We start from the raw sequence: 25,451 nt of genomic DNA on the forward strand, positions 1-25,451 counted from the left end.
ATAGCGAAGAGACTCGATCTACCCTTGAATCATGTGCAGGAACATCAAAACACTCCATAATTTTGAACCGTCAGCAACCAGCGACGAGGTTCATGCGGCTGCGCTGCAGTACGTCCGGAAAATCAGCGGTACCACCAAACCATCTAAGGCGAACCAGGAGGCTTTCGATCGGGCTGTGGAGGAAATCGGATTCATCACCGATCGACTCCTGGCGGAACTGGTCACGTCCGCGCCGCCGAAGGACCGGGACGAGGAAGCCGCCAAGGCGAAGGAGCGCTCAGCGCGTCGCTTCGCAACCGCCTGACCGGTTCGCTCGCGCCGCGCTTTCGCACGGTCGAAAAACCAGGTGCAGAAGGACTGGGAGCGGAACCTTTCGTGGTGCACTATGGTGACGGAGCGCACCGCAAGCGCGCCTCAACGAGAGGCACCGGTCGCCCCGGTGATGCGACACGAGGAGACCGATATGAGCACCCGCCTGAATCCTTACCTGGGCTTCCGCGATACCGCCCGGGAAGCGATGACGTACTACCAATCAGTCTTCGGCGGTGAACTTACCCTCAGCACGTTTGGTGATTTCCAAGCCAGCGCGGACGAAAGCGAGCTGGACAAAATCATGCACGGAATGCTGACCGCGGACAATGGGATGGTGCTGATGGCAGCTGACACGCCCAACAGCATGGACTACACACCGGGCAATACGTTTTCGATTTCCCTCAGCGGCGAGGACGAAAATGAGCTGCGCGGTTATTGGGACCGCCTGGCTGGAGAAGGGACTGTAACTGTTCCCCTCGAAGTTGCTCCTTGGGGTGACCACTTCGGTATGTGCACCGACAAGTTCGGTGTTGCCTGGCTGATCAACGTCGCCGGCCAGCCGCAGCAGTAGTGGCAGGGAATCCGATCCTTTAGTTGACATAATGTCGATTATCGGCACTTCGCGGGAGGGGTCTGGAAGGGGCAGGCCGGGTGTCTCACGGCGGAATGTGCTGATCGTTTTATGTCTGACTGAAATCACCAGTTGGGGCATTCTCTTCTACGCCTTCCCTGTTCTTGCCGGACAGATCAGTTCGACCACCGGCTGGACGCTCCCTGTTGTCAACGGTGCGTTCTCGACCGGACTGGTGTGTTCGGCGCTCACAGGACTGGTTGTCGGTCGAATTCTGGACCGCAGCGGACCTCGGGCCGTCATGACTGCAGGGTCTTTCCTCGCCGTGCCGGCGCTGTGCCTGGTCGCCCTGGCTGCCAACCTCCCGATGTTTTTCGCTGGCTGGGTGCTGACCGGCGCAGCCATGGGCATGGTCCTGTACCCACCGGCGTTCGCCGCTGTAACGCGTTGGTGGAGCGTTGGGCGCACCCGCGCGCTGACCATTCTGACCATCGTGGGCGGACTGGCCAGCACCGTCTTTGCGCCGTTGACAGCCGTCATTTCAGCCGGCGTCGGTTGGCGCTCCACCTACCTGATCCTCGCGCTCGTGCTTTTCGTCGTCACCGTTCCGGCGCATTTTTTCGGGCTTCGCCGGTCGTGGGCGCCGCACCGGTCCCACCCCGGGCTACCCGAGGTTGCGCACGGGCAGCCCGACGAAATCGCCAGGAGCGTGCCGTTTCTGGCCCTCGTAGCGGCTGTCAGTCTGGCCGCCCTCGCGTCCTTCGCCGCCGTCGTCAATCTGGTTCCGCTACTGACCGAGCGCGGGATCAGCACCGCGCTGGCGGCTACGGCGCTGGGAATAGGCGGCGTCGGCCAGGTTCTCGGCCGCCTGGGCTACAGCCTCTTCGAACGGCTTCCGCTTCGTCTCCGGACAGCACTGGTGCTACTGGGAACAACGCTGACGACGGCGCTGCTGGGCCTGACTGAGACCCTCACCGCCGCACTGTTGATCGCTCTCGCAGCCGGTGTTGCACGCGGAATCTTCACCCTCCTGCACGCGACTGCTGTTCCGGATCGCTGGGGCCCGGCCCATTACGGCCGGTTGACGGCTCTCGTTGCCTCACCCATCACCCTCGCCACGGCACTCGGTCCGTGGGCAGGCGCCGGCCTCGCCGCTCTATTGGGAAGCTACTCACGCGCTTTTCTTGTGCTTGCAGCCATCAACGCCGTCGCCATCCTGTTGGCCTTCTACAGTGTGCCGAGGGGATCATCCATGCCAGGCGGCGAACCTAGGATGGACTGATGAACTTCCACTCTCCCGAAAGTATCCGGGCGCTGGTGCACCGTGTTATCGAGCAGGACCAGCCGCCGATCGTCCAACTGGGTGATCCGGTGCTGCGGAACGCCGCCGCCCCGTTCGACGGTCAGCTCGACGATTCAGAGCTGGCCGGACTTCTCGCCGTTATGCGCAAGGCCATGCGGGACGCACCGGGCGTCGGACTGGCAGCACCGCAATTGGGAATACCGTTGCGCCTGGCGGTCATCGAAGATGTTCTTCCCCAGCCCGTCGAGGTTGCCGAACTCCGTGAACGGCCGCTGCTGCCCTACTTTGCAGTGATCAACCCGACGTACACGCCCATCGGCCGGGAGACGTCGTCGTTTTTTGAAGGTTGCCTGTCCTTCAGCGGTTGGCAGGCCGTGGTTGAGCGGAGTCGATCGGTACAGCTCGAATACCTGACGCCCGAAGGCAAGAATGTAACCCGGCAGTTCACGGGCTGGCCCGCCCGCATCGTGCAGCACGAAACCGATCACCTGAACGGTGCCATCTATATCGACAAGGCCAACACGCGATCGCTTGTCAGCAGCGCAGCTTACAGTGAGCGTTGGGCGCAGCCCGGAATCGAACTGGCCCAACGCTCACTCAACTTTTAGGCACCTTCACCTCAGATGCGCGCAGGGTCAAGCCGGCTGATTCTTCTTGCTCGGCAACTTGTCAGCCCACCACCGCAGGATGTGCTCGAACCGCTGCCGCCGGTGCCACGGTGTGCCGGAGCGCGACAGTTCGTGCGTCTCCCCCGGGAAAATCAACATTTCGGTCTCCACTCCGTGGCGCTTCAGAGCGGTATAGTAACGCTGCGCCTGCTCGAGCGGACAGCGCAGATCCTCCTCCGAGTGGATAACGAAGGTGGGGGTCCGAACCTTGTCGACGTGCGCATACGGACTCTGCGCCCGGACCTTCTCGGGGTCCGTGCCGGTGTAAGCCTCGGAGAAGAACCAGCCGATGTCCGACGAGCCGATGAAGGACTCAGGGTCGAGGAAGCCCCGTTCAACGATGGCGCCCTGGAAACGGTGGTCGTTCGCAATCAGCCAGGCTGTCAGGTAACCGCCATAGGAGCCGCCCATCACACCCATCCGGTCTCCGTCCAGCCCGTCATACTTCGCCACAGCGCCCTCAAGGAACGCGAGGACGTCCTGCATGTCCACCGTGCCCATCGCTTCCTTGATCACGCGGCCGTGTTCCTGACCGTAACCGGCTGCGCCGCGGGGGTTGCACATGAGAACCGCGTACCCTGCCTCGAGAAACACCTGCGCCTCGTCGAAGTAGCCCCAGCCGTACTGGGCATAGGGCCCGCCGTGGATGTTGAGGAGAACCGGATGCGGGCCCTCGCCCTCCGGCACCAGCACCCAGCCGTGCACGGGATAGCCGTCCGGCGCAGTGAACGTCTCCTCCTGCGGTTCGACGACTGTTGTCTCGCTGCGCAGGGCAGCCGAGAAGTCGGTCAGCCGTGTCAGCGTCTTGCCGTCGATCCTCGCAACGTCTCCCATGGTGCCAGGGTCCGTGTAGGTGACGACGATGATGCCGTCACGGCTTGCGGCGCCCGTCGCGATGTATTCACCGTCCGCCACCGTTTGGATTGCACCCTGCGAATTCACACGGCGCAGATCTCCGGCGCCGCGGCTGCGGTTGAAGACAAGGACGCTGTCCGCTCCAGCCTGGACAACTTCGCCGACTTCCCCGAGGTCGAGCACTTCCGGATCCGTCAATACGCGCACCTGAGCCGGATCCTCGACCGGCGCAATGTACAGGGCTGTATTACGCGCCACGAAGTCGACGCCGCTCGTTGACAGCGAGCTGCCGAGGTAGAAGAGCCATTGGCCATCCTCGCTGTGAACCGGGTTACCGCAGCTGATGAGTTCGTCGGTGAAGTTGCTCAGCCGCTGCATGTCGGAACCATCCAGCGCAATGGAATAGATGTCCGAACGCAGGTTGGTTGCGGAGTCCGGCTCCAGGGCGGCGCTGAACAGGATGCGCGAGCCGTCAGCGGAGAAAGTCGGCTCGGAGTGGTCGGCATCCGCATCGGTGAGCTGCTTCGGCTCTGCGAAAGCTGAGGGCGCGTCCTCCTCTCCAGAGCGTGCCGCCCGCCCGACAGGCTTCACAAACGGCTCCTCACCCAACGGCGGAACATCCAGGAGAAAAAGCTGTGACCGCTTGTCCGCGATGTATCCGGCACCGTTCATCTGGTATTTGAAGCCGTCGATGAGCCGTGGATTCTCCTGCCCGCCGGACACTCCATCCACCGTGCCGTACCGGCCGTCTTCGGGCACGCGAGCGGACAGCACCAGCTGTCGGGAGTCGGGCGACCATGCAAACCCGGACACGCCGAGCGGTCGGTCGGTCAACTGCTGCGGCTCCCCTCCCCTGCTGTCCGTAAGGAAAACCTGCGGCTTACCCCCCGCGGATGTCCGCAGGAAAGCAAGCGCGGCGCCGTCGGGCGAGTATTTGGGTGAGCTGTCCCGAAAGCCGCGGGTGAGGCGGCGGGGAGAACCATTCTCCAGCGGCACCTCCCATAGCTGACCGACATAGGCGTCGGCGTCGTAGTCCGGCCGGGTTACGGAGACTACGCAGCGTTGGGTGTCCGGGTGGAGCGAGGGTGCGCTCACTGAATGAAGAAGATTGAGTGTGTTTGGTTTCACATTTCGAGACTATGCCTCCGAGGCGCCGACACTCAAAATGGGCAGGGGTCCACCTACGATGGTGGGGTGCCGACTTACCCGGAATCCCTGCTCCTCTGTCCGGTTTGTCGGGATCCGTTGACGGTGAATTCCGCCGGTCAGCACGGGAAAAAGATGGACGACGGCGCGGCACGCTTCCTGCGCTGTCCGCGGGGCCACCGCTTCGACGCGGCACGGCAGGGCTACTTCAATCTGCTGACCGGACGGGGAACCGAGTTCGAATCAGATACCGCAGCGATGGTGCAGGCCCGTGTCGACTTCCTCGGGGGCGGGCATTTCCAGCCGCTGGCGAACGCGGTCACCTCGGCCGCCGAGAGTTTCGCCGGGAACCTGCCTCTGGTCCTCGATGTCGGAGCGGGGACCGGTTACTACCTCAAGGCGCTTCAGGAAAAGGTGTCCGTCTCCGCATCGGTCGCGCTGGACATCTCGAAGTATGCGTTGAGGCGGTCAGCAAAAGAGCTACCGGATGCACTCTGCCTGGTGTGTGATGTCTGGAGACCCCTGCCGGTCGCTGATCAGTTCGTAGACCTCCTCCTCAACATCTTCGCCCCGCGGAATGTACCTGAGTTCGCTCGGGTTTGCAGCGACGGGGCGGTCGCTCTGGTGGTCACTCCGCTGCCACATCATCTCCGGGAAATTGCAGAGCTTGCGGGGCTCCTCGGCATCCGTCCTGGAAAGGCCACAGAGGTGGCCGCCTCGATGGCGGAATTCTTCGACGAGAGTGAAGCCAGAAGAGTGGAGTTCGGGATGCGCCTCTCCCCCATCGATGTGCGCAACGTTGCGGCCATGGGCCCGGCAGGCCACCACACCCTGAGCATCGACGTCGACTCCCTTCCTCCCACTTCGGACGTCACCGCGGCCTTCACCGTTCAGGTCTTCCAAAAGCGCGCGCACACAGGCTAGCCGGTCAGGATATGTCGCGCAGGGATATTCCGCCGGAGCTATATATTTCGCTCCGCGGGTTTGGCATGATGGTGGGTAGGCACTCCGGGCGTATTGCAGAGCCGCAGTGCCGTCAGGGAGGGGAAGACTGATGCTTGACTGGCTGGTTCAGAACACCTGGATACTATGGCTCGTGCTTGTGCTCGGCCTGGCCGCGGTTGAGACGCTGACTCTCGACCTGTTCTTCCTCATGTTGGCAACGGGAGCCCTTGCAGGACTGGTGGGAGCGCTGGCAGGAGCAAGCTTCTTCATCCAGGTCGTGCTCTTTTGCGTCGTCTCCCTCCTGATGGTGGTGCTCGTTCGGCCGGTGGCCCTCCGGCACCTCAAGAGCGGCTCAGCCGAGCAGCTCAGTAATATCGACCGGCTGATCGGTGAGCAAGCCCTCGCCTTGGAACCGGTGACCGGGGTGACCGGCACAGTCAAGATCGGTGGTGACACTTGGACCGCGCGGACCTCCGACGGCTCTTCGTTGCCCGCCGGGAGTCGCGCCACCGTCTCCCGGATCGATGGGGCGACTGCCGTCGTCGTCGGCACACAACAGGCGGAAAGCGGACCGATCATCCCGTCGTGAGACGGGACCTGCACCATTCACACAACAAGGGGAACCATGTTCACAGATTCAGGCGCAATCGGACTCACCATTGTTCTGATTGTTCTGATCGTTTTCGTCCTGATCATCCTGGTGAAATCCGTGCGGATCATTCCGCAGGCTCGCGCCGGTGTCGTAGAACGGCTCGGAAAATACCAGCGGACACTTCTGCCCGGACTGACCATCCTCATTCCGTTTGTCGATCGACTGCTTCCACTCCTCGACCTGCGCGAACAAGTCGTCTCGTTCCCTCCGCAACCCGTCATCACCGAAGACAACCTCGTCGTATCCATCGACACAGTGGTCTACTTCCAGGTGACGGACGCGCGGGCTGCAACCTATGAGATCGCCAATTACATTCAGGCTGTCGAACAACTGACCACCACCACGCTCAGGAATGTCGTGGGCGGGCTGAATCTTGAGGAAGCGCTGACCTCACGGGACCAGATCAACGGTCAACTCCGGGGAGTTCTTGATGAAGCCACCGGACGGTGGGGTATCCGGGTCTCTCGCGTGGAACTGAAGGCGATCGATCCCCCGCACTCCATCCAGGACTCGATGGAGAAGCAGATGCGTGCAGAACGCGATCGCCGTGCTGCCATCCTTACTGCCGAAGGCACCAAGCAGTCACAGATCCTCACAGCAGAGGGCCAACGGCAGGCCGCAATCCTGGCTGCAGAAGGTGATGCAAAGGCTGCCATTCTGAGGGCTGACGGTGAGTCGCAAGCCATTCAGAAAGTCTTCGACGCCATCCACAAGGGCAACCCGACCCAAAAACTGCTCGCTTACCAATACCTGCAGACACTTCCGAAGCTCGCTCAGGGCAATTCAAACAAGTTGTGGATCATCCCGAGCGAAGTAGGGGAAGCACTCAAGGGAATTGGCAATGTACTGGGCGCGCAGGAGCGCGGTGAAATGGAGGACTCCGGGTCTTCCCTTCCTGCAGAGGACAACTCCCGCTCCTGAGGTTCCTCCGCTGAGATCATGCCGTTCGCTGGCTGGCCGATCGAATTGGGCTATTCCAGAAGCGTCGGTATAGTGGGGTGTTTGCCGAAGGAGTGTGCCGCCGGGAACAGACGGCGGTTGAGTGACGTTATACCTGTGGTAACACGGCGTCGAAGTCGTTGTGCTGTGCTCCCGAAGGGAGTGCGGCAGAGGCATCTGGGAGTCCAGGATGCCATACGTAGTTTAGGGAGAAAAGATGAGCGACCGTAGCCTGCGGGGTATGCGCCTTGGCGCCCAGAGCATGGAGACTGAGTCCGGCGTTGAGCCGGCACCCCGTCAGCGTGTTGAGTACCGTTGCGAGGACGGCGAACGTGTCTTCGTGACCTTCGCCGCTGAAGCGGAAATTCCTCCGGTATGGGTTTCCAAGACCGGCAAGGAAGCGCTGCTGGTGGATGGCGAGCGTCCCGACACCTCCGGGGACAAGCCCGTTCGTACCCACTGGGACATGCTCCTGGAGCGCCGTTCCATGGAGGAGCTGGAGCAGATTCTCGAGGATCGCCTGAACATCCTTCGGGAGCGCCGCGGGGAGCGCCGCTCCGCCTGATTCGTCGATACCTGAGAAGCCCGGGAACTTCACCAAGTTCCCGGGCTTCTCTTGTATTCCAAAAGGCCTGCTTCTGCTGCGCTGGATGTCGGGCGCGGGGCTGCCTCCTGGTGGCTACGGTCTCCCGGATAGGTGCCCGGCCAGAACCGACCACCGCGCTGCAATGCCCCAGCGGGTGACGTTGGCAATGGCCTCAAAGACGATATTGCCGCTCATCTTGGAGTCTCCGTACTCGCGTTCCACGAACGTGATGGGCACCTCAACAATGCGGAGCCCACATTTGGCTACCCTGAACGTCATGTCCACCTGGAACCCATAGCCGACAGAATCCACCGTAGCCAGATCGATGCTTTCGAGGGTCTCTCTGCGGAAAGCCCGGTAACCGGCTGTGATGTCGCGGACCGTCAGCCCCAGCATGGTACGTGAGTAGAGGCTGCCTGCCCTGGATAGCAGCTTGCGGTGGAGCGGCCAGTTGACCACCGATCCGCCAGGAACCCAACGGGACCCGATGACCAGGTGGGCGCCCGCAACAGCATCAATCAACGCAGGTAGTTGTTCCGGTTGGTGGGAACCGTCAGCGTCCATCTCGACGAGGACGTCATAGCCTCGCTCGAGCGCCCAGCGGAAGCCGGCGATGTAGGCAGCCCCCAACCCATCTTTGCCGTGCCGGTGCAGGACATGAACTGCGGGGTCCTTGGCGGCGATCCTGTCCGCGACTGCTCCTGTGCCGTCCGGGCTATTGTCATCCACTACCAGGACGTCCGAATCCGGAACTGCGGCTCGTAGCCGGTCAAGAGTCAGCGGAAGGGACTGGCGCTCGTTGTAGGTAGGAATAATGGTGACAACGCGCACTCATGAACCTTTCGATGGGCCTGTGCGCAGGGCGCAACAGCCGAAGAATCCGGACCGGCTTCCCAGTATAGGCCGATGCGCGGAGCGCATCCTCGACATGTGGCTACGGGGACATGGTGGTTACGGGTAGGTTCACACGCCTTCGGGCCAGCAGTGATCAATTGATCGGCGCTGTTTTCTACTGACGTGCAAACCTACCCGTTGTGATTACCAAGCCTTCCACCACGAAGAAAATCCGCGACGTTCGCGTCTTTCGTCCCCTTCGGCGTCCACGGTGTGTGGTGGCTCGGTCAGGTCTGTCCGGAATGCCGGATCTCAACCCGTAGATCTAAAAGCTTACGGCCTGTAGTGAGAGTGTCAACATCGCTCTGACCTGCTAATTTATATGTTTATGCAGGTCAGCGTCACGCCCGGTGAGAGCGCCGGTTTGGCATTTGTCGGTCTTCACCGTGCGTCCAGCCCGCCGCGAGTGAAGAGCTGACGGCCGTGATGCACGGTCTCAAGGCAACGAGGCTCACTGCCGGTATCCAGCGCGGGAAGCAAGGGAGTCCCTGCCCTCGGGTCAGTGCTCCAGGACTGTACTCTGCTGTCCGGTGTCTGGACCATGAGTTCGTCCACCTCCCATACCGCGTAGGAAGCCGGAGCCCCGGGGACCAGTTGGCCCAGCAGTGGGTTTTCGGCACCCACCGCGCGCCATCCTGCGCGCGTGTGAGCAATGAAAGCCGCACGCGCCGAAATTCTCTCCTCTGGGCTGGCGTGGGTCATGCATGCCCGGACAGATTGCCACGGTGACATTCTGGTGACCGGTGAATCTGAACCGAGGCACACAGGCACGCCCTGACTCAACAGACTCCCGACCCGATTCATCGGCACATAGCGGTCACGGCCGAGACGCTGTTCGTACAGGCCTCCTGGAGCTCCCCACAGAGCGTCAAAACCGGATTGGGCGCTGACAATAGCGCCGAAATGGACGAGGCTGCGGATGGATTCGTCATCGGCCATCTCGACGTGCTCAAGGCGATGCCGTGCGGCTCGGACCTTCTCGATTCCGTGGACCGCAGCGGCCTTCTCAAGCCCGGCGATCACCGTATCGAGTCCCTCGTCGCCGATGACGTGGAAACCGGCCTGCCTGCCGGCAGCGGTGGCCGCACCGAGGTGGGAAGCGACGTCGTCGGCGTGCATGAAGGCGGTTCCGCTGGAGTGCGGCGCGTCAGCGTAGGGGACGCGCATGCGCGCCGTATGGGAACCGATCGAGCCGTCCACGTTGAGATCCCCGCCCAGGCCCAGGACCCGACCATCGAAACCAGCGAGCACTGAGCGGAGCTCCTCTTCGGAAGTCACTGCCTGCCCCCAATAGGCAAGAACCTCAGGATGCGCTCCGTCAAGGGATAGCAGCGAAAGGACGTCCTCCCGCGGGGCTATGTGGGCCGCAGCCATCTCGACGACCGCAACGATCCCGTTGGCGGCCGCATTATCCAGCGCGGTTCGCTGTAGGGTTGTCCGCTCAGCTGGGCCGGGGCTGCGGACGGCGGTCCGTGCGGCGAGGTGCGCCTCCCGCACAACAAACCCGTTGTCCCATCCTGAATATGTGTGGAGGGCAAGCCGCTGTGCCAGGGACGCGGATACGACGGCGGAATGAACGTCAGCCCGGACAAGGTAGACGTCTCTGCCCCCGGAGGCGTTGTCGAGTTCTGCCGCTGTAGGCGGACGCCGCTCGGACCACCTCGATTCATCCCAGCCGTTTCCCATGATGGTTCCCGGGATACTTGCGGCAGCGCCGGCAATGAGCTCCAGCAGCTCACCCAGGCTGTTGACCTCCGTGAGGTCAAGGGAGGTCAGCGCCAGACCGGTCTCGGTGGTGTGGAAGTGTGAATCGACGAAGCCGGGGGCTATGAGCGCTCCCTGCAGGTCAATCACCACCATGGTGCTGTCCGCCAGTGACGCCGCCGCATGTTCCGACCCGACCCAGGCCACCGTATCGCCGGTAACCAGCATCGCAGTTGCGAACGGATCGGCTGCGCTATAGACGGAACCGTTGCGGTAAAGAATGGGCTTTCGATCATTTTCAGACACGGGCGTGCAACTTTCAGTGAGATGAGCCGGCAGGCTATTCGGTAACGGCGGAGTAGGCGACGACGCCGCGGCGGATCAGGTCGATCGAACTGATGCATAGGCGGCGGAAACCGGGGGGCAGATCCGGTACTTTGGCCAATTGGTCGATGAGGTCGATGATCTGCTTGGTCCACCGGACGAAGTCCCCGGCCGCGAGATCGGTACCCTGCAGGGCGCTTTGGAGCCCCTTTCCTCGCGCCCACTTGTAGATCGGCCACACCAGGCCGAAGTCAGGTTCACTCGTGACCGACAGACGGTGCTGCTCCTCCATATCCGTCAGGCGTGACCACTGGCGGATAACGACGTCGATCGACGTCTCAAGGGAGACTGACGGCATCCGTGGACGAAGTCCGCGTTCCTCCCGTTTAGCCTGGTAGACGAGCGCCGACGCAAACGCAGCGAGCTCCGCCGCATCGAGGTCGTCGAATCCGCCGTGCTCCAGGGACAGCGCGATCAGCAAATCCTTTTCGCCATAGATGCGGCGCAGCTTCTGACCTGCAGGTGTGGTGGACAGGCCCTGATCGGCGTCTTCCTGAAGGTAGCCATACTGAAGCAGTACTTCGGAAACCCGGTCGAACGTTTTCGCGATGGTGTTTGTGCGGCCCTGGATCTGTTGGACCAGGCGGTCTGTCTCCCGGCGCAGCTTCCACCATCGTTCGGCCCACCGAGCGTGGTTCTCGCGGTCGCTGCAGCCATGGCAGGGATGCGCCCTGAGCCGGCGGCGGAGCTCAGCAATCGCCTTTTCCTGACGCTCGGTACCGGTCGCTGGGAACTCAACCGGCGCTCTGGTGGCGGGCGGGCGCCGGTCGTTCAGGGAGTTCCTGAGAGAGGCAGCGAGGTCCCGGCGGTCCTTCGGCTTTCGCGCGTCGAACTGTTTCGGAACCCTGATCCGCGAAAGAACCGCCACCGGCCCGTCGAGGTCCTGTACCGACAGCCGGCGAACGTGTTTTTCCATGGTGAGAACGGTAGGGCGGGGATCCCGCGTTGCGTCAGCAGACAGCACGACCGCATAGCCCGCGATCCGACCGGCAGGAATATCGACGACGTCGCCTGGGCGGAGTCCTTCAAGAGAGGCGGCAGCGGCGCTTCGCCGGTTCCGGCTGCCCGCTCTGGATGCGGCAGCCTCGAGATCGGACAGTTCCCGGCGGATCGAGGAGTACTCGGAGAAGTCACCGAGGTGACACGTCATCGCCTCCGCGTAGCCCTTGAGGGATTCCTCCCGTGTGCGGACCTGACGAGCCAGGCCCACCACCGAGCGGTCAGCCTGAAACTGGGCGAACGAGGTCTCAAGAATCTCCCGCGTCCGGTACTGTCCGAACTGCGAGACGAGGTTGATGCTCATATTGTAGGTTGGCCGGAAGCTGGAGTTCAGCGGGTAGGTCCGGCGCGAGGCGAGACCGGCGACCGCCCCGGGATCTGTCCCCGACTGCCAGAGCACGACGGCGTGACCCTCCACGTCGATTCCCCGACGGCCAGCCCGGCCGGTAAGCTGCGTGTACTCTCCCGCCGTGATGTTCACGTGGGCTTCCCCGTTGAACTTGTCGAGTTTCTCGAGCACCACGGACCTGGCCGGCATATTTACGCCGAGAGCCAGGGTCTCGGTAGCGAAAACGGCTTTGACCAGTCCCTCTTCGAAAAGCTTTTCCACCACTTCCTTGAATGTGGGCAGCATCCCCGCGTGATGCGCGGCAAACCCGCGGATCAGCCCTTCACGCCAGGACCAGAACCCAAGTATCTCCAGATCCTCCTCCGGGATGTCGAGGGTTGCTTCCTCGACCCGCTCACTGATGACGCCGCGCTCGTATTCCGTGGTGAGCCATAGCCCGGCATCGAGGCACTGTGTAACTGCTCCCTCGCAGCCATTGCGCGAGAAGATGAACGTGATCGCAGGCAGAAGACCTTCCCTGTCGAGGGCAGAAATCACCTGGGGGCGGCTTGCCCGTCGCACAGCGACCTGTGGCTGCTGGTAACGGTTCGTGTTGCCTCGCCCTCGCTTGGAGCCGCCCGCCCCCCAGCGGGCCCTTTGATTCAATCGGGTTTCGGTGGTGGCCAGGTTTAGCAGCTCCGGATTCACGGCAAATTTTTCCTCCGCGCCGGTTGAGGATCCCTCGGCCGCTGCCTCGTCGAAGGCGACCTCCCCTGCGAAGAGGTCGAGCAGATCATGACCGACCATCACGTGCTGCCAGAGCGGTACGGGCCTGTGCTCGGACACCACCACATCGGTGTCTCCCCGCACGGTATCCAACCAGGCCCCGAATTCCTCCGCGTTGGACACCGTTGCACTCAGGGAAACAACCTTGACCTCGGTTGGCAGGTGGATGATCACCTCTTCCCACACAGCGCCACGGAACCGGTCAGCCAGGTAGTGCACCTCATCCATGACGACATATCCGAGGCCGGCAAGGGTATCCGAGTCCGCATACAGCATGTTGCGAAGAACTTCGGTAGTCATCACGACGACGGGGGCTTCAGAGTTGATACTCGTGTCACCGGTGAGCAGGCCTACGCGGTCTGCTCCATGGACCGCGGCAAGCTCCGCGTACTTCTGATTGCTGAGCGCTTTGATGGGGGTGGTGTAGAACGCCTTGAGGTGGTCCTTGAGCGCCATGTAGATGGCAAATTCACCGACTACTGTTTTTCCTGCGCCTGTGGGCGCGGCTACGAGGACTCCCCTGCCCGCTTCAAGTGACGTGCACGATTCGCGTTGGAACTCGTCGAGCTCAAAACCGAGGGTCTGTTCAAACTGGTGAAGCCGGGTTTTCTCGTACCGGTTGCGTGCCTGCGCTGCCTGGTACCGCTCGGCTGGGGAGGTCATGGTTCAAGCCTAAGCTCTGCAGGGTCGCGGCTCCTGCAACTGAGCCAGGCTCAGAGCCCGTCGATCCTTGAGGCGCTATCCGCATTGGCCTCAATGTCAGCGTCCCTCGCAGCGTTTCGCTTATCACGGCGTTTGTCATTGACCAGGCAGAGCGCAACTGCCACGAAAAACAGCAGCAGCAACGGCACCGCCAGGTAGAACATGCTCATGGCATCTCCGCCTGGTGCCGCCATCGCCGCGAACAGACAGATCAGGAACACGGTGACGCGCCAGGATTTCAACACTTGCTTGCCTTTGATGACACCCACGAGGTTGAGTCCGAAGAGCACCACGGGCAGGAGGAAGGCAATACCGAAAGCGAGCATCAGCCGCAGGAGGAAGGTTATGTACACAGGAACCGAAATGAGGTTCGCGAAACCTTCCGGTGTGAAGTCTGTCAGTACCCGCACCGCACCCGGCAGGATCAGCCAGGCCAGGGAAAGGCCTCCGATGAACAGTGGAACGGCAACGGCGATGAAACCGAGCGCGACGCGCCGCTCCTTGACGCGCAGACCCGGCGTGATGAATGCCCACAGCTGGTAGAGCCAGACGGGGCTGGCGATCACGAGACCGAGGAAGACCGAGATCTGAATCATCAGGTCAAACGGGGACCCGACGCCGTCGAAATTCAGCGCCGCATTTCTTCCGTCAATCTCATTGATGTTCCGTACCGGCTCAGCGAGGGCTTCGAGCACCGGGTTGTAAATGAAGAATCCGACGACGGTCCCCACGACGAGCGCGATGGCGGACTTGAAAAGCCGGTTGCGCGCCTCGATCAGATGTTCTTTGAGCGCCATCCTCCCCTCGGGGTTCGATTTGCGCCCTTTTACCCTCGGCATCCTGCTCAGCTGGTTGAAGACGAGCTGCCCGGTCCCGAGGAGCGGGTGGAGCCGTGCTGGGGATCGGTGCTCCGCGGCGCTTCATCGCGGCGGGGCTGATCCATTACCCGTCCTTCTACCGGCGCGGAATCATCAGCGTCGGTGGAACCGTTTTCTTCCTTCATCTGCCGGACTTCCGACTTGAAGATGCGGAGCGACTGGCCGACGCTGCGCGCCAGACCGGGGAGTTTGGGCGCGCCAAACAGCAGGATCGCGATAACGATGATGATAAGGATGTGCCAACCCTGGATCTGCATGACGAATGTCCTCTCGGTGAGTCTGGATTCAAGTCTAGGTCATAGGTGCGGTAAGTCACGCAGGAGCTGAGGCTGCCCGTGAAGTGAGCGCCGCCGTACTCTTCGCTCCAACCGCTGCCACTTGCGGGTCCTGGAGGCAACAGCATTCTGGGTGCGGACCACAGCAGGAGATGCAAAAACGGCGAGGGGCACCCGCCGCTCCTCAGCAGTCCGCTCCACAGTGCCGAAATCAGGTGCCAAGAGCTCCGAGGCTCGCCCTGCTTCCTCCATGAGCGCGGTGAAGCCGCGGAAGAGGCGCCAAGCGAGGAAACCCAGAAAGAGAAGCGAAAGCGCGGCTAGCGCGAGCCACAGAAGAATCCACGTCCACCATTCCATAGGGTCAAGTCTAGGTGGCGGTGCGCGGTGCTCGAACGGTCAGCGCTGCGTCAATGAAGCTGAGGGCATGTTCCCGCTCCTTTTGCGGGGATGCCACGCTGCACTCACCTCCAAGGCTCGCCACCAGACCCGGTAGCCAGGCGGTGGTGCCGACACTGATTTCCGCGACAAGCCTGCCATCGTCAGTCTTCGCTGTTCGCTCAGCCGCATAGGATTGCGCGATCCACTGCACGCTTGGGTTCAGGATAAGCACAACCTTGTGATCTGCGACTGACCGGTCGAAGATCACGGATGGAGTCTCCGCCTTCTGTGTGCTCGGCAGTTCGGTCAGTTCCACCCGCTGGATGCGGTCAAGCCGAAAGTTGCGACGACCGCCGGCGCTGTGACACCAGGCATCCAGGTACCAGGCATCCTCGTGGAGGAACGCGCTGAGAGGCTCCACGAACCTCTCGGTCACCTCGTCACGGGCAGGTACGACGTAGCGCAGGTGCAACTGCCTCCGCTGCTCGATTCCGGCACGCACCGCGGCAAGGACAGGAGCAACCTCGTCCTCCGTGATCCTCGTGGCGATCGAGTCATTCATGCCCCCTGCCTCCCCTGCACCCGCGCGGAGCTTTTCCCGTGCCGAGCGGACCGCTGAGTGATCGGGCAGGCCAGGGAGGTTGATCAAGGTATCCAGTCCCACCAGGAGTGCGCAGACTTCATCAAGGCCGAAGCGGATGGGATCGCCCAGCGACTGGGGGTCGCTGATATAAATTCGGCCGTCGTCGAGCTCGATGTCTATCAGGCCGTCCGGGTAGAAGCGCGGACCGCTCACGAAGAGCAACTCCACATCCTTGATCAGCTGAGCCGGGGTGATGCTGAAGGCGCGAGCCGCTTCGGCCACCTCCACTCCTGGGTTGTTGAGCAGATAGGGCACCAGGTCGAGCAGCCGTAACACTCGGTCCTCGGTCGAAGCGGTTGGCCGGGAGGCAGGTTGTGCCGTGTAGTTTCCTTCCAGAAAGAACGACGGCGGCGTATCCCGTAGCGCACGCGCCGCTCCGGTCAGCAGGCGTCGTACTTCCGCAACCAGCGGTTCCGGGGAGAGCGCTTCAGCGTTCGATCCGAAGGACGCGATCACACCTGCCGCTGTTGCTTCATTTGAGTAAGGAAATGTCAGGATGTCCCACCCATCACCGTGCAGGGTTGAGCGTGCGCCGGGCCGCGCCCGGAGGAGTTGGCAGGTTCCCGTCCGGATTGCGACGGTCGCCCGTCGGTTAGGATTCTCGGCCTTGAGTGTTGCGAGCGAAGTGGACATGGAGAAGCCGGCCGGAACGCTGTATGTACCGCGTAGCGTTGCGGGGGGCGTGGTCATGCGGGTAAGGCGGAACCAGCGCTCTGCCTCCCGGTCGAGATCGAAGCCAACGAGATACCAGTGCCCAAACCGGCTACCCATTCCCCACGGCTGCACCCTGCGCTCCCGCTCCTCTCCGGTACTTGCCGCCCTGTACCCGAACCGAACCACTCTGCGCCCTGTGGTGGCTTGCCAGAGCGCGTCCCAAAACGGTTCATTCGTTTGGATACGGGCATTGATCGGAGACGGAGAGACTGTCTCCGTGCCTACTCCCCTGCCCTGCAACTTTCTTAGCGCGCGGGATGCCGCCGCACCCAGCGAGGCTTCTTCCCACATACCCGCCGCGATGGTGAGGGCCGCGGACTCAGCGGCAGTGAAACTCATCCCCGGAAGGCGGTAATCGTCAGCGTTGATCCGATAGCGGATGGACGCATTGTCATTGTCGAACAAAGGATCTTCAGTGAATGACTCAAGCGGGATACCCTGTTCCCTCAGCGTGGCTTTGTCCCGGTCGAAGAGCTTCTCCCGGGCAGCGGGCGTGGGCGCCTGCTCATACTGTTCGATCTCACGGAACAGGTCCTCCTTGGTCCATCCCTGGCGGGTGGACAGGAGCAGCATCACCAGGGTGAGCAGGCGCTCCGTTCGTTTCGCTGACACGGTGGCAAGGATACCTTCCCGAAGAGGTTCAACGACGAAGGGCGGGCAGCCACACCATTTGGTGTTGCTGCCCGCCCGCGTTTCGGTCCGTTACCGGACGCCCATCAGGTCCACGATGAAGATCAGTGACTCTCCGGGTGCAATGGCTGAGCCTGCGCCGCTATCGCCGTACGCGAGATGCGGCGGGATCTCCAGCCGGCGCCGTCCGCCGACCTTCATGCCCGGAATACCCTGGTCCCAACCCTGGATGACCTGACCCACTCCGATACGGAAGTCCAACGGCGTACCGCGGTTCCAGGAGGAGTCGAACTCCTCTCCGGTGGAGAATGCGACGCCGACGTAGTGCGCGGAGACGGTATCCCCCACTTCCGCTTCACGGCCTGTTCCTTCGATCAGGTCCTTGATGATGAGGTCCGCCGGAAGGTCCTCGCCGGGGAAATCGACCTCTGGCTTGGTTCGGTCATATTCACGCTGTCCGAAAGACATAGAAACTCCTCTTACTCTGCGGATACTTTTTCGACTATTTCGACATAGAAAGCGAGCGGTCCCGCCGGTCCCTGCGCCGGCTGATCACCGTACGCCATGTCGGACGGAATCACGAGCAGGACCTTGGCGCCGACCTTCAGGCCGGACAGTCCCTGGGTCCACCCGGGGATGACACCGCTGAGCGGGAACTCGGAGGGTTCACCGCGATCGAAGCTGGAATCGAACTGCTCGCCCTGCCAGGACCATCCGGTGTAATTGGCGGCGATGGTGTCCGCTTCCGTAACCTCTTCGCCGGTTCCCTCTTCGATGACCTTGACGACGAGGTCTGCTGGGGCTTCGTTGTCCGGGAATTCGATCGAGGGAACACCCTCGTCGTTAAGCGTCACAGTAGGCAGCTGTCCGGCTTCCTCAAGCTCGGCAACTTCCTCAGAGGAGAGCTTCTGGGGAGGATTCTCGGCACTGATTACCTGCAGCATCAAGAGCACATCCTGCGACTGGGGCACTTCTTCTTCCGCAGGTATTGCAAAGGCTATGTGGGAGCCCACCTTGGATCCAAGGAGGACTTCATATAGCGGCGGATAGACTTCCTGAAGCTCTTCATCCAGCGGTAGGGTCTGGGGCGCCCCGGCCTCATACGAGTTCTGAAGCGGGCTCCCGTCCTCAGGGTTGAGAGACAGAACATGGACGCTCACGTTCTGGCCCGCCTCGAGGGCCGCGCCGTCCCCCTCGGTCATGGCGCGAGCACCTTGTTCCGTGATGTCAAGCGGAGCGTCGAACTCAACTTCCGGAGCGGTGTCCGGTCCGGCGTCGGTGACCTCTACCGATTCAAGGGTCTCAACTGCCCCGGCGGACTTGCCGTCCTGGTCGAACTCCGCGGGTGTGCTTGCTCCGCCGCATGCCGTCAGGAACAGCATCGTGGGCAGCAGGAATGCTAATACTTTGCGCACAGTATTTCTTTCACGTGGGATGGAGAACGCGGTTCCGCGATCCTGCCGGCCGTCCTCTCGGCACCGGACTTACCTACCCTAACGGGTTGGGTGGAAAAGTTTCTCCCGTTCCGGTGAGCGGGACAGGGCCTAGAGATGCTCCAGAAGAGCACTCACGCGCTCGTCTTCTGCGGCGAACGGATCCTTGCAGAGGATGGTCTGCTGTGCCCGGTCATTGAGCTTCAGGTGCACCCAGTCGACGGTGAAATCGCGGTTGGCTTCCTTCGCGCGGCGCACGAACTCGCCCCGCAGCCGAGCCCGGGTGGTCTGGGGCGGAATATCGACCGCGGCCTTGATGTCGACGTCGTCCACTACGCGATCAGTCTCCCCGCGGGCCTGCAACATGAAAAATAGGCCCCGCGACCGCGAGATGTCGTGATAGGTGAGGTCGAGCTGGGCGATCCGTGCTGAATCAAGGTCGAGGTTGTTTCGTTCCATGTAGCGATCCAAGAGCTTCTTCTTGATCGCCCAGTCGATCTCGCGATCGACCTGCGTGTGGTCGCCGGTTTCAACGGCGTTCAAGGTCCGCTCCCACAGTTCCAGGACCCGTGGAAGGTGCGGAGTATGCGCTCCCTCAGCGGCGACGAAGGCGCGTGCACGGCTCAGATACTCCCGCTGGATGTCCAGTGCTGATACACGACGCCCATTGGCAAGCTTCAACGGCTGTTTGCCAGTGAGGTCGTGTGAGATCTCCCGGATGCTCCGAATGGGATTCTCCAGACGGAAGTCCCGCATGATGACACCGGCTTCAATCATGCGCAGGATCAGATCGACGGATGCGATTTTCAGCAGGGTGGTTGTTTCCGACATGTTCGAATCACCCGCGATGACATGGAGGCGCCGGAAATATTCGGCGTCGGCATGCGGCTCGTCCCGGGTATTGATGATCGGCCTCGAGCGGGTAGTCGCTGACGACACACCTTCCCAGATGTGATCGGCGCGCTGTGAAAAAGCGTACAGCGATCCTGACTGCGTCTTCAGAACTTTGCCTGCTCCGACGAGGAGTTGGCGGGTAACGAGGAACGGGATCAGGATGTCGGACAGACGGGAAAATTCCAGCTTGCGCGGTATGAGGTAGTTCTCATGGGATCCGTAGGAGTTGCCGGCGGAATCGGTGTTGTTCTTGAAAAGGTAGACCCGGCCGTCGTAACCCTCCTGGCTGAGCTTGCGTTGAGCCTCGGCAATCAGGTCTTCGAGGATGAGTTCGCCGGCGCGATCATGCGCGATGAGCTGCGCGACGTCGTCGCACTCGGCCGTTGCGTATTCAGGGTGCGAGCCCACATCCAGGTAAAGACGTGACCCATTGGTCAGGAAAACGTTCGAGGACCGGCCCCAGCTCACTACTTTGCGGAACAGATAGCGAGCCACTTCCTCCGGCGAAAGCGGCCGGGAGTTGGGACCGGAGTAGGCAATCCCGAACTCTGTCTCAATTCCGTAGATCCGGCGGTCCATTACAGCGATGCCCGGTCGGAGTTCAGCATGACATCCAGCTCCTGGGTGCTAATACGGCGGAAAGCTCGGGCGCTGCCGCGCGTTGTCAGTGGGTTGCGGTCCAGAACCGCCACCTCGAGGGTTTTCGAACCGGGATGCTCCCTGGGCTGGGAGTTTGGACCGCCGTCATAGCGAAGGGAGTCAACTGCTGCACGAATGCCTTCACCGAAATCCTGGTCAGCGTTCCAGCGGTCCTTGAGGGCTTCCACGACGGCGTCAGCCTGACCCCCCATCACAATGAAGCCGGTTTCATCGGCAATGGAACCGTCGAAGGTCAACCGATAGATGTGGTCCTGCGCACTGGACGCGCCGACCTCCGCCACCGCAAGCTCCACCTCGAACGGCTTGCTTTCAGCGGTGAAGACCGCGCCGAGGCTTTGCGCGTAGACGCTCGCAAGGCCGCGAGCAGTCACGTCCTCGCGGTCATACGAATAGCCGCGCACGTCCGCATACCGCACGCCGGCCTGGCGAAGACTCTCGAACTCGTTGTACTTGCCCACGGCAGCAAACGCTATGCGATCGTAGATCTCGCCAAGCTTGTGCAGCGAGGGTGAGGGATTTTCCGCGACCAGGGCGATGCCTTCCCTGCAGCTGAGAACAACGACGGACCGGCCGCGTGCAATCCCCTTACGCGCGAAATCGGCTCGGTCCTTCATGAGTTGTTCGGGGGAAACGTAGAACTGCTGAGTCATTATTAAGCCTCCCGCCCTGAGACCGAGCGCGACGCGATGATGTCCTCGGCGGCTTCCGCCAGCATTCGTTCGGGGATTCGCCGCGCTCCCGCACCGTTGACCGTGTAGACCACGGGCCAGAGCTGGCGCACGACGTCCGGGCCGCCCGTTGCGGAATCGTCATCGGCCGCGTCATACAGGGCTTCCACCGCCACCTTCACGGCGTCGTCTTCCCCGAGGTTGGGCTTCCACAGCTTCTTGAGTGCACCGCGGGCGAAAACGGAACCGGAGCCAACGGAATGGTGCTCCTGCTCTTCGTAACGGCCGCCGGTGACATCGAAGGAGAAAAGTCGTCCGACCCTGCGGGTGGTATCGAAACCAGCGAAGAGCGGAACAACGGCCAGGCCCTGGAGCGCCAGCGGCAGGTTTGCCCTGATCATGGCGGCAAGGCGGTTCGCTTTACCGTCGAGGCTCATCCGTGTGCCCTCGATTTTCTCATAGTGCTCCAGTTCAACCTGGAACAGCCTCGTGATATCGAGCGCGATTCCAGCGCTTCCGGCGATCCCGAGGACCGAGAACATGTCCGCCGGAAAAACCTTCTCAATGTGGCGGCTGGCAATGATGTTGCCCATCGTTGCGCGCCGGTCACCGGCCATCAGCACGCCGCCCGCATAGGTGAGCGACACGATGGTTGTGGCGTGCGGCGCGAGGTCAGCGCCTCCGGCCGAATGGTTCGCTGCATTGCGGGCGGAGGGAAGCGCGGCTGGATTCTGTGCGGCGATGTAGTCGGAGAAAGAAGTGGAGGCGGCCCGGCCTATGGTTGCGGCCGCGTCTTCCGGCAGCATGCGCTACTGTCCACCCTTCTGCACGAATCCCCGGACGAACTCTTCCGCGTTGGATTCAAGTACGCCGTCGATCTCATCCAGAAGGTCATCTACACCTTCGGTCTGGCTGCTGTCCTGCGACTGAGCGGCGGCAGGCGCCTGCGCAGCGTCGACGGTGGCCTCGTCCTGCTCCTCGGGGCGTGATCCGGTGTTCCGCTGATCCTGTGTTGCCATGATGAGAGCCCTTCTCTTCGGCCTGTTGTCGGCTACTTCTATGGTGCCATGCTGGGTTCCGGACCGCGCTGCAGCCGGGACACAAATTCCTCCGCCGTCCGCGAACCGGCGAACAATTCCTCCGTCAACGCGGCCGTCCCGCGAAGTGGTTCGCGCGTCTGGATACGCTGAAGCCTTCGCTGCGACGGCAGTTCGAAGATAATGGAATCCCAGCTCGCACCAACCACTTCCTTCGGGAAGGCCGAGATACAGCGTCCGCGAAAGTAGGCCCGCGTGTCCGTGGGGGGATCCGTGACTGCCGCAACGACGTCGTCGTCGCTCACCAGGCGTTCCATTGCGTTCCTGGCAGCGAGACGGTAATAGATGCCCTTGTCCGGCCTGAGATCCGCGTACTGCAGGTCGATAAGCGCCAGCCGTGGATCTTTCCAACCGAGGCCATCCCGGTCACGGTATGCCTGTAATACTTTCAGCTTGGCGACCCAGTCCACCTGACCGGCAGCTTCCATGGGATCTCGACGCAGCGTTTCAAGCAGGGACTCCCACCGGGCAAGCACATCCGCTGTTTGTGCATCTCCCCCGCCCTGGGCGGTCACTGCGGACCGTGCAGCTTCGAGATACATCTGCTGAACGTCGAGGGCTGTCACCCTTCGACCATCGGTGAGTCTGATGAGGTGACGCAGGGAGGGGTCGTGACTGACCGCCTGCAGTTCCCGGACCGGTTCGGCAATTTCCGGGATGGGAACCAGCTCATGTTCGATCAGCGACAGAATAAGCGAGGTAGTTCCGAGCTTCAGATAGTTGGATACCTCGCTCAGATTCGCATCACCGATGATGACATGCAGTCGGCGATACTTCTCGGCGACCGCGTGCGGCTCGTCCCGTGTATTGATGATCGGCCTGCGGACGGTGGTTTCCAGACCAACTTCATTCTCGAAGAAGTCTGCCCGCTGGCTCAGCTGGAAACCGGGCTGCTGATTAAGGGAACCCATACCCACCCGTCCCGCTCCGCACATGACCTGGCGGGTTACGAAGAACGGGATCAATGCGGCGGCGATCCTGCCGAAGGGAACGCTTCGGGGTACAAGGTAGTTTTCGTGGGACCCGTACGAAACACTCTTGCTGTCGGTGTTGTTCTTGTAGAGGATGACGGGCGCGAAGCCGTGGGTAGCCGCGATACGGGCCATGGCGCGCTGCACAACAACGTCTCCGGCACGATCCCAGCGCACAACATCCAGCGGGTTCGTTACCTCCGGACTTGAGTACTCCGGGTGGGCGTGGTCCACGTAAAGCCGCGCGCCGTTACTCAGGACGAGGTTCATCAGCACCGCAGCATCTTCCGAAGGATCGGTGCCCCCCTGGTCAACGAGGGCGACCTCCTCCGCCGTGAGCACTGGGGGTTCATCGGTGAGCTGGGAAGAGTCAGCGACGGACCGTCCCATCTGCCAGCCGCGGGCGTCGGACAGCGGGGCTTCGTCCGTGTAGTCCCAACGGGTACCGGCGAGATTCCCCAAACCTTCGCGCAGTGTTGCAGCGTACGCGTTCACAACCTGTGTGGAAAGCACGGTTGCATTCGCATCGGAGATACCGGGAGCGATGATTCCGTATTCGGTTTCAGTGCCCATGACACGGTGGACGGTCAGAGGCGGCACATCGACTGTTGATGCAGCAGTGGATGAAGGTTCGGTCACAGATACTGCCCGGTGTTAGCAGTGGTTTCGATGGTCTTGCCCGGTTCCTGCCCTGCCTTGCCCTGCACGATGGTCCGGATGTACGTGATGCGCTCACCCTTCTTGCCCGAGATGCGCGCCCAGTCATCGGGATTTGTGGTGTTCGGCATGTCCTCGTGTTCGCGGAACTCGTCCACCACGGCTTGCAGCAGGTGCTCGATTCGCAACCCCTTCTGACCGTTCAGCAGGAAGTCCTTGATTGCGCTCTTCTTCGCGCGGTCCACCACGTTCTGGATGACTGCGCCGGAGTTGAAGTCCTTGAAGTAGAGCATCTCCGTGTCACCGTTGGCGTAGGTCACCTCCAGGTACTCGTTCGATTTCTCCGTCGAATACATCTTCTCCACAGTGCGGCGGACCATAGCCTGGATGGCGGCAGCGGTGCTGCCGCCATATTCGGCGAGATCATCCCTGTGAAGGGGTAGGTTGCCGGTCACGTACTTCGCAAAAATCTCCGCCGCACCCTCAGCATCCGGTCGGTTGATCTTGATCTTCACATCGAGGCGTCCCGGGCGGAGGATGGCTGGATCGATCATGTCCTCACGGTTCGAAGCACCGATCACGATGACGTTCTCCAGCTTCTCGACACCGTCGATCTCGCTGAGCAGCTGCGGCACGATGGTTGTCTCTACATCGGATGACACTCCGGTACCGCGCGTGCGGAACAGCGAATCCATTTCGTCGAAAAAGACGACAACGGGCGAGCCGTCCGAAGCTTTCTCTCGTGCACGGGCAAAAATCAGCCGAATGTGCCGTTCGGTCTCACCGACATACTTGTCCAGCAGCTCGGGACCCTTGATGTTAAGGAAGTAACTGCGGGTTTCCTCTGATCCGGTACGCTCGATTGCCCTCGCCGCCAACGAATTGGCTACGGCTTTGGCGATGAGCGTTTTGCCGCACCCTGGCGGACCATAGAGCAGAATCCCCTTGGGAGCCTTCAACCCGTGCTCGCGGTAGAGGTCCGGGTGGAGGAAAGGCAGCTCGACGGCGTCGCGAATCTGCTCAATCTGCGGTCCCAGACCTCCAATATCCTCGTAAGCAATGTCAGGCACTTCTTCGAGAACGAGGTTCTCCACCTCAGAACGTGCAATCTTCTCCAGCGCATAACCAGTCCGGTTGTCCACGGACAATGCATCCCCGACACGGATCTTCTGCTGCTGCAATGGGCCGCTCAACCGGACTACGCGCTCTTCGTCGGCGCGCCCGATGACCAAAACCCTGTCCTTGCCGAGCAGCTCCTTGGTGGTCACCAGTTCGCCGGCGCGCTCGAATGAAAGCGCCGCGACGATTGTCAAGGACTCGTTCAGCAGAACTTCCTGCCCGGGCATCAGCTGGTCCATGTTCACAAGCGGACTGACAGCGACCCGCAGCTTCCGGCCCGACTGGAAGATGTCAGCGCTGACCTGTTGTGCGGCCTGAGCACCGTTAGCCTCGCCGGACGAAATACGGGCGTTCACTTCGATGACAGTCGCGAAGCTGAAGGGCGCGGCCCCCTCTTTTTCGAGGGCCGCCTTGAGCCGAACAATTTCGGTCCGGGCGGCTTCCAGCGCCGAAACAAGCTTGGAGTTGTTCTGCGTGGCGGACGCCAGTTGTCGATCAATGTGCCGAAGCTTGTCCCGCAGGACATTGATCTGGCGCTGCGCAACTGCCAGCTGTCCGTCGGTCGGAGCCGGGTTGGCATTGGGCGCGGACCGAGGCGTTCCGGACTCATTACTCGATGTATCCAACGCGATCGCCACCTTCACCGTTGTCTGTTGCGTT

24 protein-coding genes are annotated in these 25,451 nt (G+C 61.8%); 8 read left to right on the forward strand and 16 right to left on the reverse strand.

Annotated features, from left to right (window positions below):
• Positions 1-31: 31 nt before the first annotated feature.
• From ASH00_RS14005 to ASH00_RS14020, 4 genes are all read left to right on the forward strand, one after another.
• Positions 32-304, forward strand: a complete 273-nt coding sequence (locus tag ASH00_RS14005; RefSeq protein ID WP_056549540.1) for a DUF2277 domain-containing protein — start codon at positions 32-34, stop codon at positions 302-304.
• Positions 305-463: 159 nt separating this feature from the next.
• A complete protein-coding gene (locus ASH00_RS14010) occupies positions 464-883 on the forward strand; it encodes a VOC family protein (protein WP_056549542.1) in 420 nt (139 codons plus the stop codon).
• Between the two features lie 31 nt (positions 884-914).
• Positions 915-2,165 (forward strand): MFS transporter, encoded by a 1,251-nt coding sequence (locus ASH00_RS14015; RefSeq protein WP_056549544.1) that lies wholly within the window; start codon positions 915-917, stop codon positions 2,163-2,165.
• A complete protein-coding gene (locus ASH00_RS14020) occupies positions 2,165-2,794 on the forward strand; it encodes a peptide deformylase (RefSeq protein WP_056549546.1) in 630 nt (209 codons plus the stop codon). The genes ASH00_RS14015 and ASH00_RS14020 overlap by 1 nt, the downstream gene beginning before the upstream one ends.
• Before the next feature lie 27 nt (positions 2,795-2,821).
• Here the strand turns inward: ASH00_RS14020 and ASH00_RS14025 are convergent, their stop codons facing one another.
• Positions 2,822-4,837, reverse strand: coding sequence for a S9 family peptidase (locus tag ASH00_RS14025; RefSeq protein WP_056549548.1), 2,016 nt, complete (start codon positions 4,835-4,837; stop codon positions 2,822-2,824).
• 66 nt (positions 4,838-4,903) lie between these two features.
• Between ASH00_RS14025 and ASH00_RS14030 the strand changes: the two genes are divergently transcribed.
• From ASH00_RS14030 to ASH00_RS14045, 4 genes are all read left to right on the forward strand, one after another.
• Complete coding sequence (locus tag ASH00_RS14030) at positions 4,904-5,779, forward strand: putative RNA methyltransferase (RefSeq protein ID WP_235563320.1); 876 nt, start codon at positions 4,904-4,906, stop codon at positions 5,777-5,779.
• Between the two features lie 130 nt (positions 5,780-5,909).
• Positions 5,910-6,389, forward strand: coding sequence for an NfeD family protein (locus tag ASH00_RS14035; protein ID WP_056549549.1), 480 nt, complete (start codon positions 5,910-5,912; stop codon positions 6,387-6,389).
• Between the two features lie 36 nt (positions 6,390-6,425).
• Positions 6,426-7,373 carry an SPFH domain-containing protein gene (locus tag ASH00_RS14040; RefSeq protein ID WP_056549550.1) on the forward strand — a complete coding sequence of 316 codons (948 nt, stop codon included), beginning with the start codon at positions 6,426-6,428 and terminating at the stop codon, positions 7,371-7,373.
• Positions 7,374-7,608: 235 nt separating this feature from the next.
• Positions 7,609-7,956 carry an RNA polymerase-binding protein RbpA gene (locus ASH00_RS14045; protein WP_056549551.1) on the forward strand — a complete coding sequence of 116 codons (348 nt, stop codon included), beginning with the start codon at positions 7,609-7,611 and terminating at the stop codon, positions 7,954-7,956.
• A 114-nt stretch (positions 7,957-8,070) separates the two neighbouring features.
• Here ASH00_RS14045 and ASH00_RS14050 read toward each other — a convergent pair whose 3' ends face one another.
• The 15 genes from ASH00_RS14050 to arc all read right to left on the reverse strand — a co-directional run bounded on the left by ASH00_RS14050 (position 8,071) and on the right by arc (position 25,417).
• Positions 8,071-8,808, reverse strand: a complete 738-nt coding sequence (locus ASH00_RS14050; RefSeq protein ID WP_056549552.1) for a polyprenol monophosphomannose synthase — start codon at positions 8,806-8,808, stop codon at positions 8,071-8,073.
• 444 nt (positions 8,809-9,252) lie between these two features.
• Positions 9,253-10,881 (reverse strand): amidohydrolase, encoded by a 1,629-nt coding sequence (locus ASH00_RS14055; RefSeq protein WP_235563321.1) that lies wholly within the window; start codon positions 10,879-10,881, stop codon positions 9,253-9,255.
• 34 nt (positions 10,882-10,915) lie between these two features.
• Complete coding sequence (locus ASH00_RS14060; protein WP_056549554.1) at positions 10,916-13,735, reverse strand: DEAD/DEAH box helicase; 2,820 nt, start codon at positions 13,733-13,735, stop codon at positions 10,916-10,918.
• 50 nt (positions 13,736-13,785) lie between these two features.
• On the reverse strand, positions 13,786-14,571 hold the full coding sequence (gene tatC / locus ASH00_RS14065) for a twin-arginine translocase subunit TatC (protein WP_235563322.1): 786 nt from the start codon (positions 14,569-14,571) through the stop codon (positions 13,786-13,788).
• A 47-nt stretch (positions 14,572-14,618) separates the two neighbouring features.
• A complete protein-coding gene (gene tatA / locus ASH00_RS14070; protein WP_056549557.1) occupies positions 14,619-14,909 on the reverse strand; it encodes a Sec-independent protein translocase subunit TatA in 291 nt (96 codons plus the stop codon).
• Positions 14,910-14,948: 39 nt separating this feature from the next.
• Positions 14,949-15,284 carry a hypothetical protein gene (locus ASH00_RS17065; protein WP_056549559.1) on the reverse strand — a complete coding sequence of 112 codons (336 nt, stop codon included), beginning with the start codon at positions 15,282-15,284 and terminating at the stop codon, positions 14,949-14,951.
• A 10-nt stretch (positions 15,285-15,294) separates the two neighbouring features.
• Positions 15,295-17,274, reverse strand: coding sequence for a helix-turn-helix transcriptional regulator (locus ASH00_RS14080; protein ID WP_056549562.1), 1,980 nt, complete (start codon positions 17,272-17,274; stop codon positions 15,295-15,297).
• A 90-nt stretch (positions 17,275-17,364) separates the two neighbouring features.
• Positions 17,365-17,760, reverse strand: coding sequence for an FKBP-type peptidyl-prolyl cis-trans isomerase (locus ASH00_RS14085; RefSeq protein WP_056549564.1), 396 nt, complete (start codon positions 17,758-17,760; stop codon positions 17,365-17,367).
• An 11-nt stretch (positions 17,761-17,771) separates the two neighbouring features.
• Positions 17,772-18,707, reverse strand: a complete 936-nt coding sequence (locus tag ASH00_RS14090) for an FKBP-type peptidyl-prolyl cis-trans isomerase (RefSeq protein WP_056549566.1) — start codon at positions 18,705-18,707, stop codon at positions 17,772-17,774.
• A 129-nt stretch (positions 18,708-18,836) separates the two neighbouring features.
• Positions 18,837-20,198, reverse strand: a complete 1,362-nt coding sequence (pafA, locus tag ASH00_RS14095; RefSeq protein ID WP_056549568.1) for a Pup--protein ligase — start codon at positions 20,196-20,198, stop codon at positions 18,837-18,839.
• On the reverse strand, positions 20,198-20,929 hold the full coding sequence (gene prcA / locus ASH00_RS14100) for a proteasome subunit alpha (protein ID WP_056549570.1): 732 nt from the start codon (positions 20,927-20,929) through the stop codon (positions 20,198-20,200). Before prcA ends, pafA begins: the two co-directional genes overlap by 1 nt.
• 2 nt (positions 20,930-20,931) lie before the next feature.
• Complete coding sequence (gene prcB, locus ASH00_RS14105; protein WP_442854361.1) at positions 20,932-21,750, reverse strand: proteasome subunit beta; 819 nt, start codon at positions 21,748-21,750, stop codon at positions 20,932-20,934.
• A gap of 6 nt (positions 21,751-21,756) precedes the next feature.
• Positions 21,757-21,966 (reverse strand): ubiquitin-like protein Pup, encoded by a 210-nt coding sequence (locus tag ASH00_RS14110; RefSeq protein ID WP_056549574.1) that lies wholly within the window; start codon positions 21,964-21,966, stop codon positions 21,757-21,759.
• Between the two features lie 38 nt (positions 21,967-22,004).
• Complete coding sequence (gene dop, locus ASH00_RS14115; protein WP_082566167.1) at positions 22,005-23,588, reverse strand: depupylase/deamidase Dop; 1,584 nt, start codon at positions 23,586-23,588, stop codon at positions 22,005-22,007.
• 62 nt (positions 23,589-23,650) lie between these two features.
• On the reverse strand, positions 23,651-25,417 hold the full coding sequence (gene arc / locus ASH00_RS14120) for a proteasome ATPase (RefSeq protein ID WP_056549621.1): 1,767 nt from the start codon (positions 25,415-25,417) through the stop codon (positions 23,651-23,653).
• Between the last annotated feature and the right edge of the window lie 34 nt (positions 25,418-25,451).

The sequence above is a fragment of the Arthrobacter sp. Soil782 genome (assembly GCF_001428435.1).
Lineage (GTDB): Bacteria > Actinomycetota > Actinomycetes > Actinomycetales > Micrococcaceae > Arthrobacter_D > Arthrobacter_D parietis.

Coding starts and splice junctions, on each gene's coding strand:
- dop (WP_082566167.1), bottom strand. CDS start 23,588: ATGGGCACTGAAACCGAATACGGAATCATCGCTCCCGGTATCTCCGAT.
- ASH00_RS14060 (WP_056549554.1), bottom strand. CDS start 13,735: ATGACCTCCCCAGCCGAGCGGTACCAGGCAGCGCAGGCACGCAACCGG.
- ASH00_RS14045 (WP_056549551.1), top strand. CDS start 7,609: ATGAGCGACCGTAGCCTGCGGGGTATGCGCCTTGGCGCCCAGAGCATG.
- ASH00_RS14040 (WP_056549550.1), top strand. CDS start 6,426: ATGTTCACAGATTCAGGCGCAATCGGACTCACCATTGTTCTGATTGTT.
- ASH00_RS14010 (WP_056549542.1), top strand. CDS start 464: ATGAGCACCCGCCTGAATCCTTACCTGGGCTTCCGCGATACCGCCCGG.
- ASH00_RS17065 (WP_056549559.1), bottom strand. CDS start 15,284: ATGGAATGGTGGACGTGGATTCTTCTGTGGCTCGCGCTAGCCGCGCTT.
- ASH00_RS14035 (WP_056549549.1), top strand. CDS start 5,910: ATGCTTGACTGGCTGGTTCAGAACACCTGGATACTATGGCTCGTGCTT.
- pafA (WP_056549568.1), bottom strand. CDS start 20,198: ATGGACCGCCGGATCTACGGAATTGAGACAGAGTTCGGGATTGCCTAC.
- ASH00_RS14005 (WP_056549540.1), top strand. CDS start 32: ATGTGCAGGAACATCAAAACACTCCATAATTTTGAACCGTCAGCAACC.
- ASH00_RS14110 (WP_056549574.1), bottom strand. CDS start 21,966: ATGGCAACACAGGATCAGCGGAACACCGGATCACGCCCCGAGGAGCAG.
- prcA (WP_056549570.1), bottom strand. CDS start 20,929: ATGACTCAGCAGTTCTACGTTTCCCCCGAACAACTCATGAAGGACCGA.
- ASH00_RS14085 (WP_056549564.1), bottom strand. CDS start 17,760: ATGTCTTTCGGACAGCGTGAATATGACCGAACCAAGCCAGAGGTCGAT.
- ASH00_RS14020 (WP_056549546.1), top strand. CDS start 2,165: ATGAACTTCCACTCTCCCGAAAGTATCCGGGCGCTGGTGCACCGTGTT.
- tatA (WP_056549557.1), bottom strand. CDS start 14,909: ATGCAGATCCAGGGTTGGCACATCCTTATCATCATCGTTATCGCGATC.
- ASH00_RS14015 (WP_056549544.1), top strand. CDS start 915: ATGTCGATTATCGGCACTTCGCGGGAGGGGTCTGGAAGGGGCAGGCCG.
- tatC (WP_235563322.1), bottom strand. CDS start 14,571: ATGGCGCTCAAAGAACATCTGATCGAGGCGCGCAACCGGCTTTTCAAG.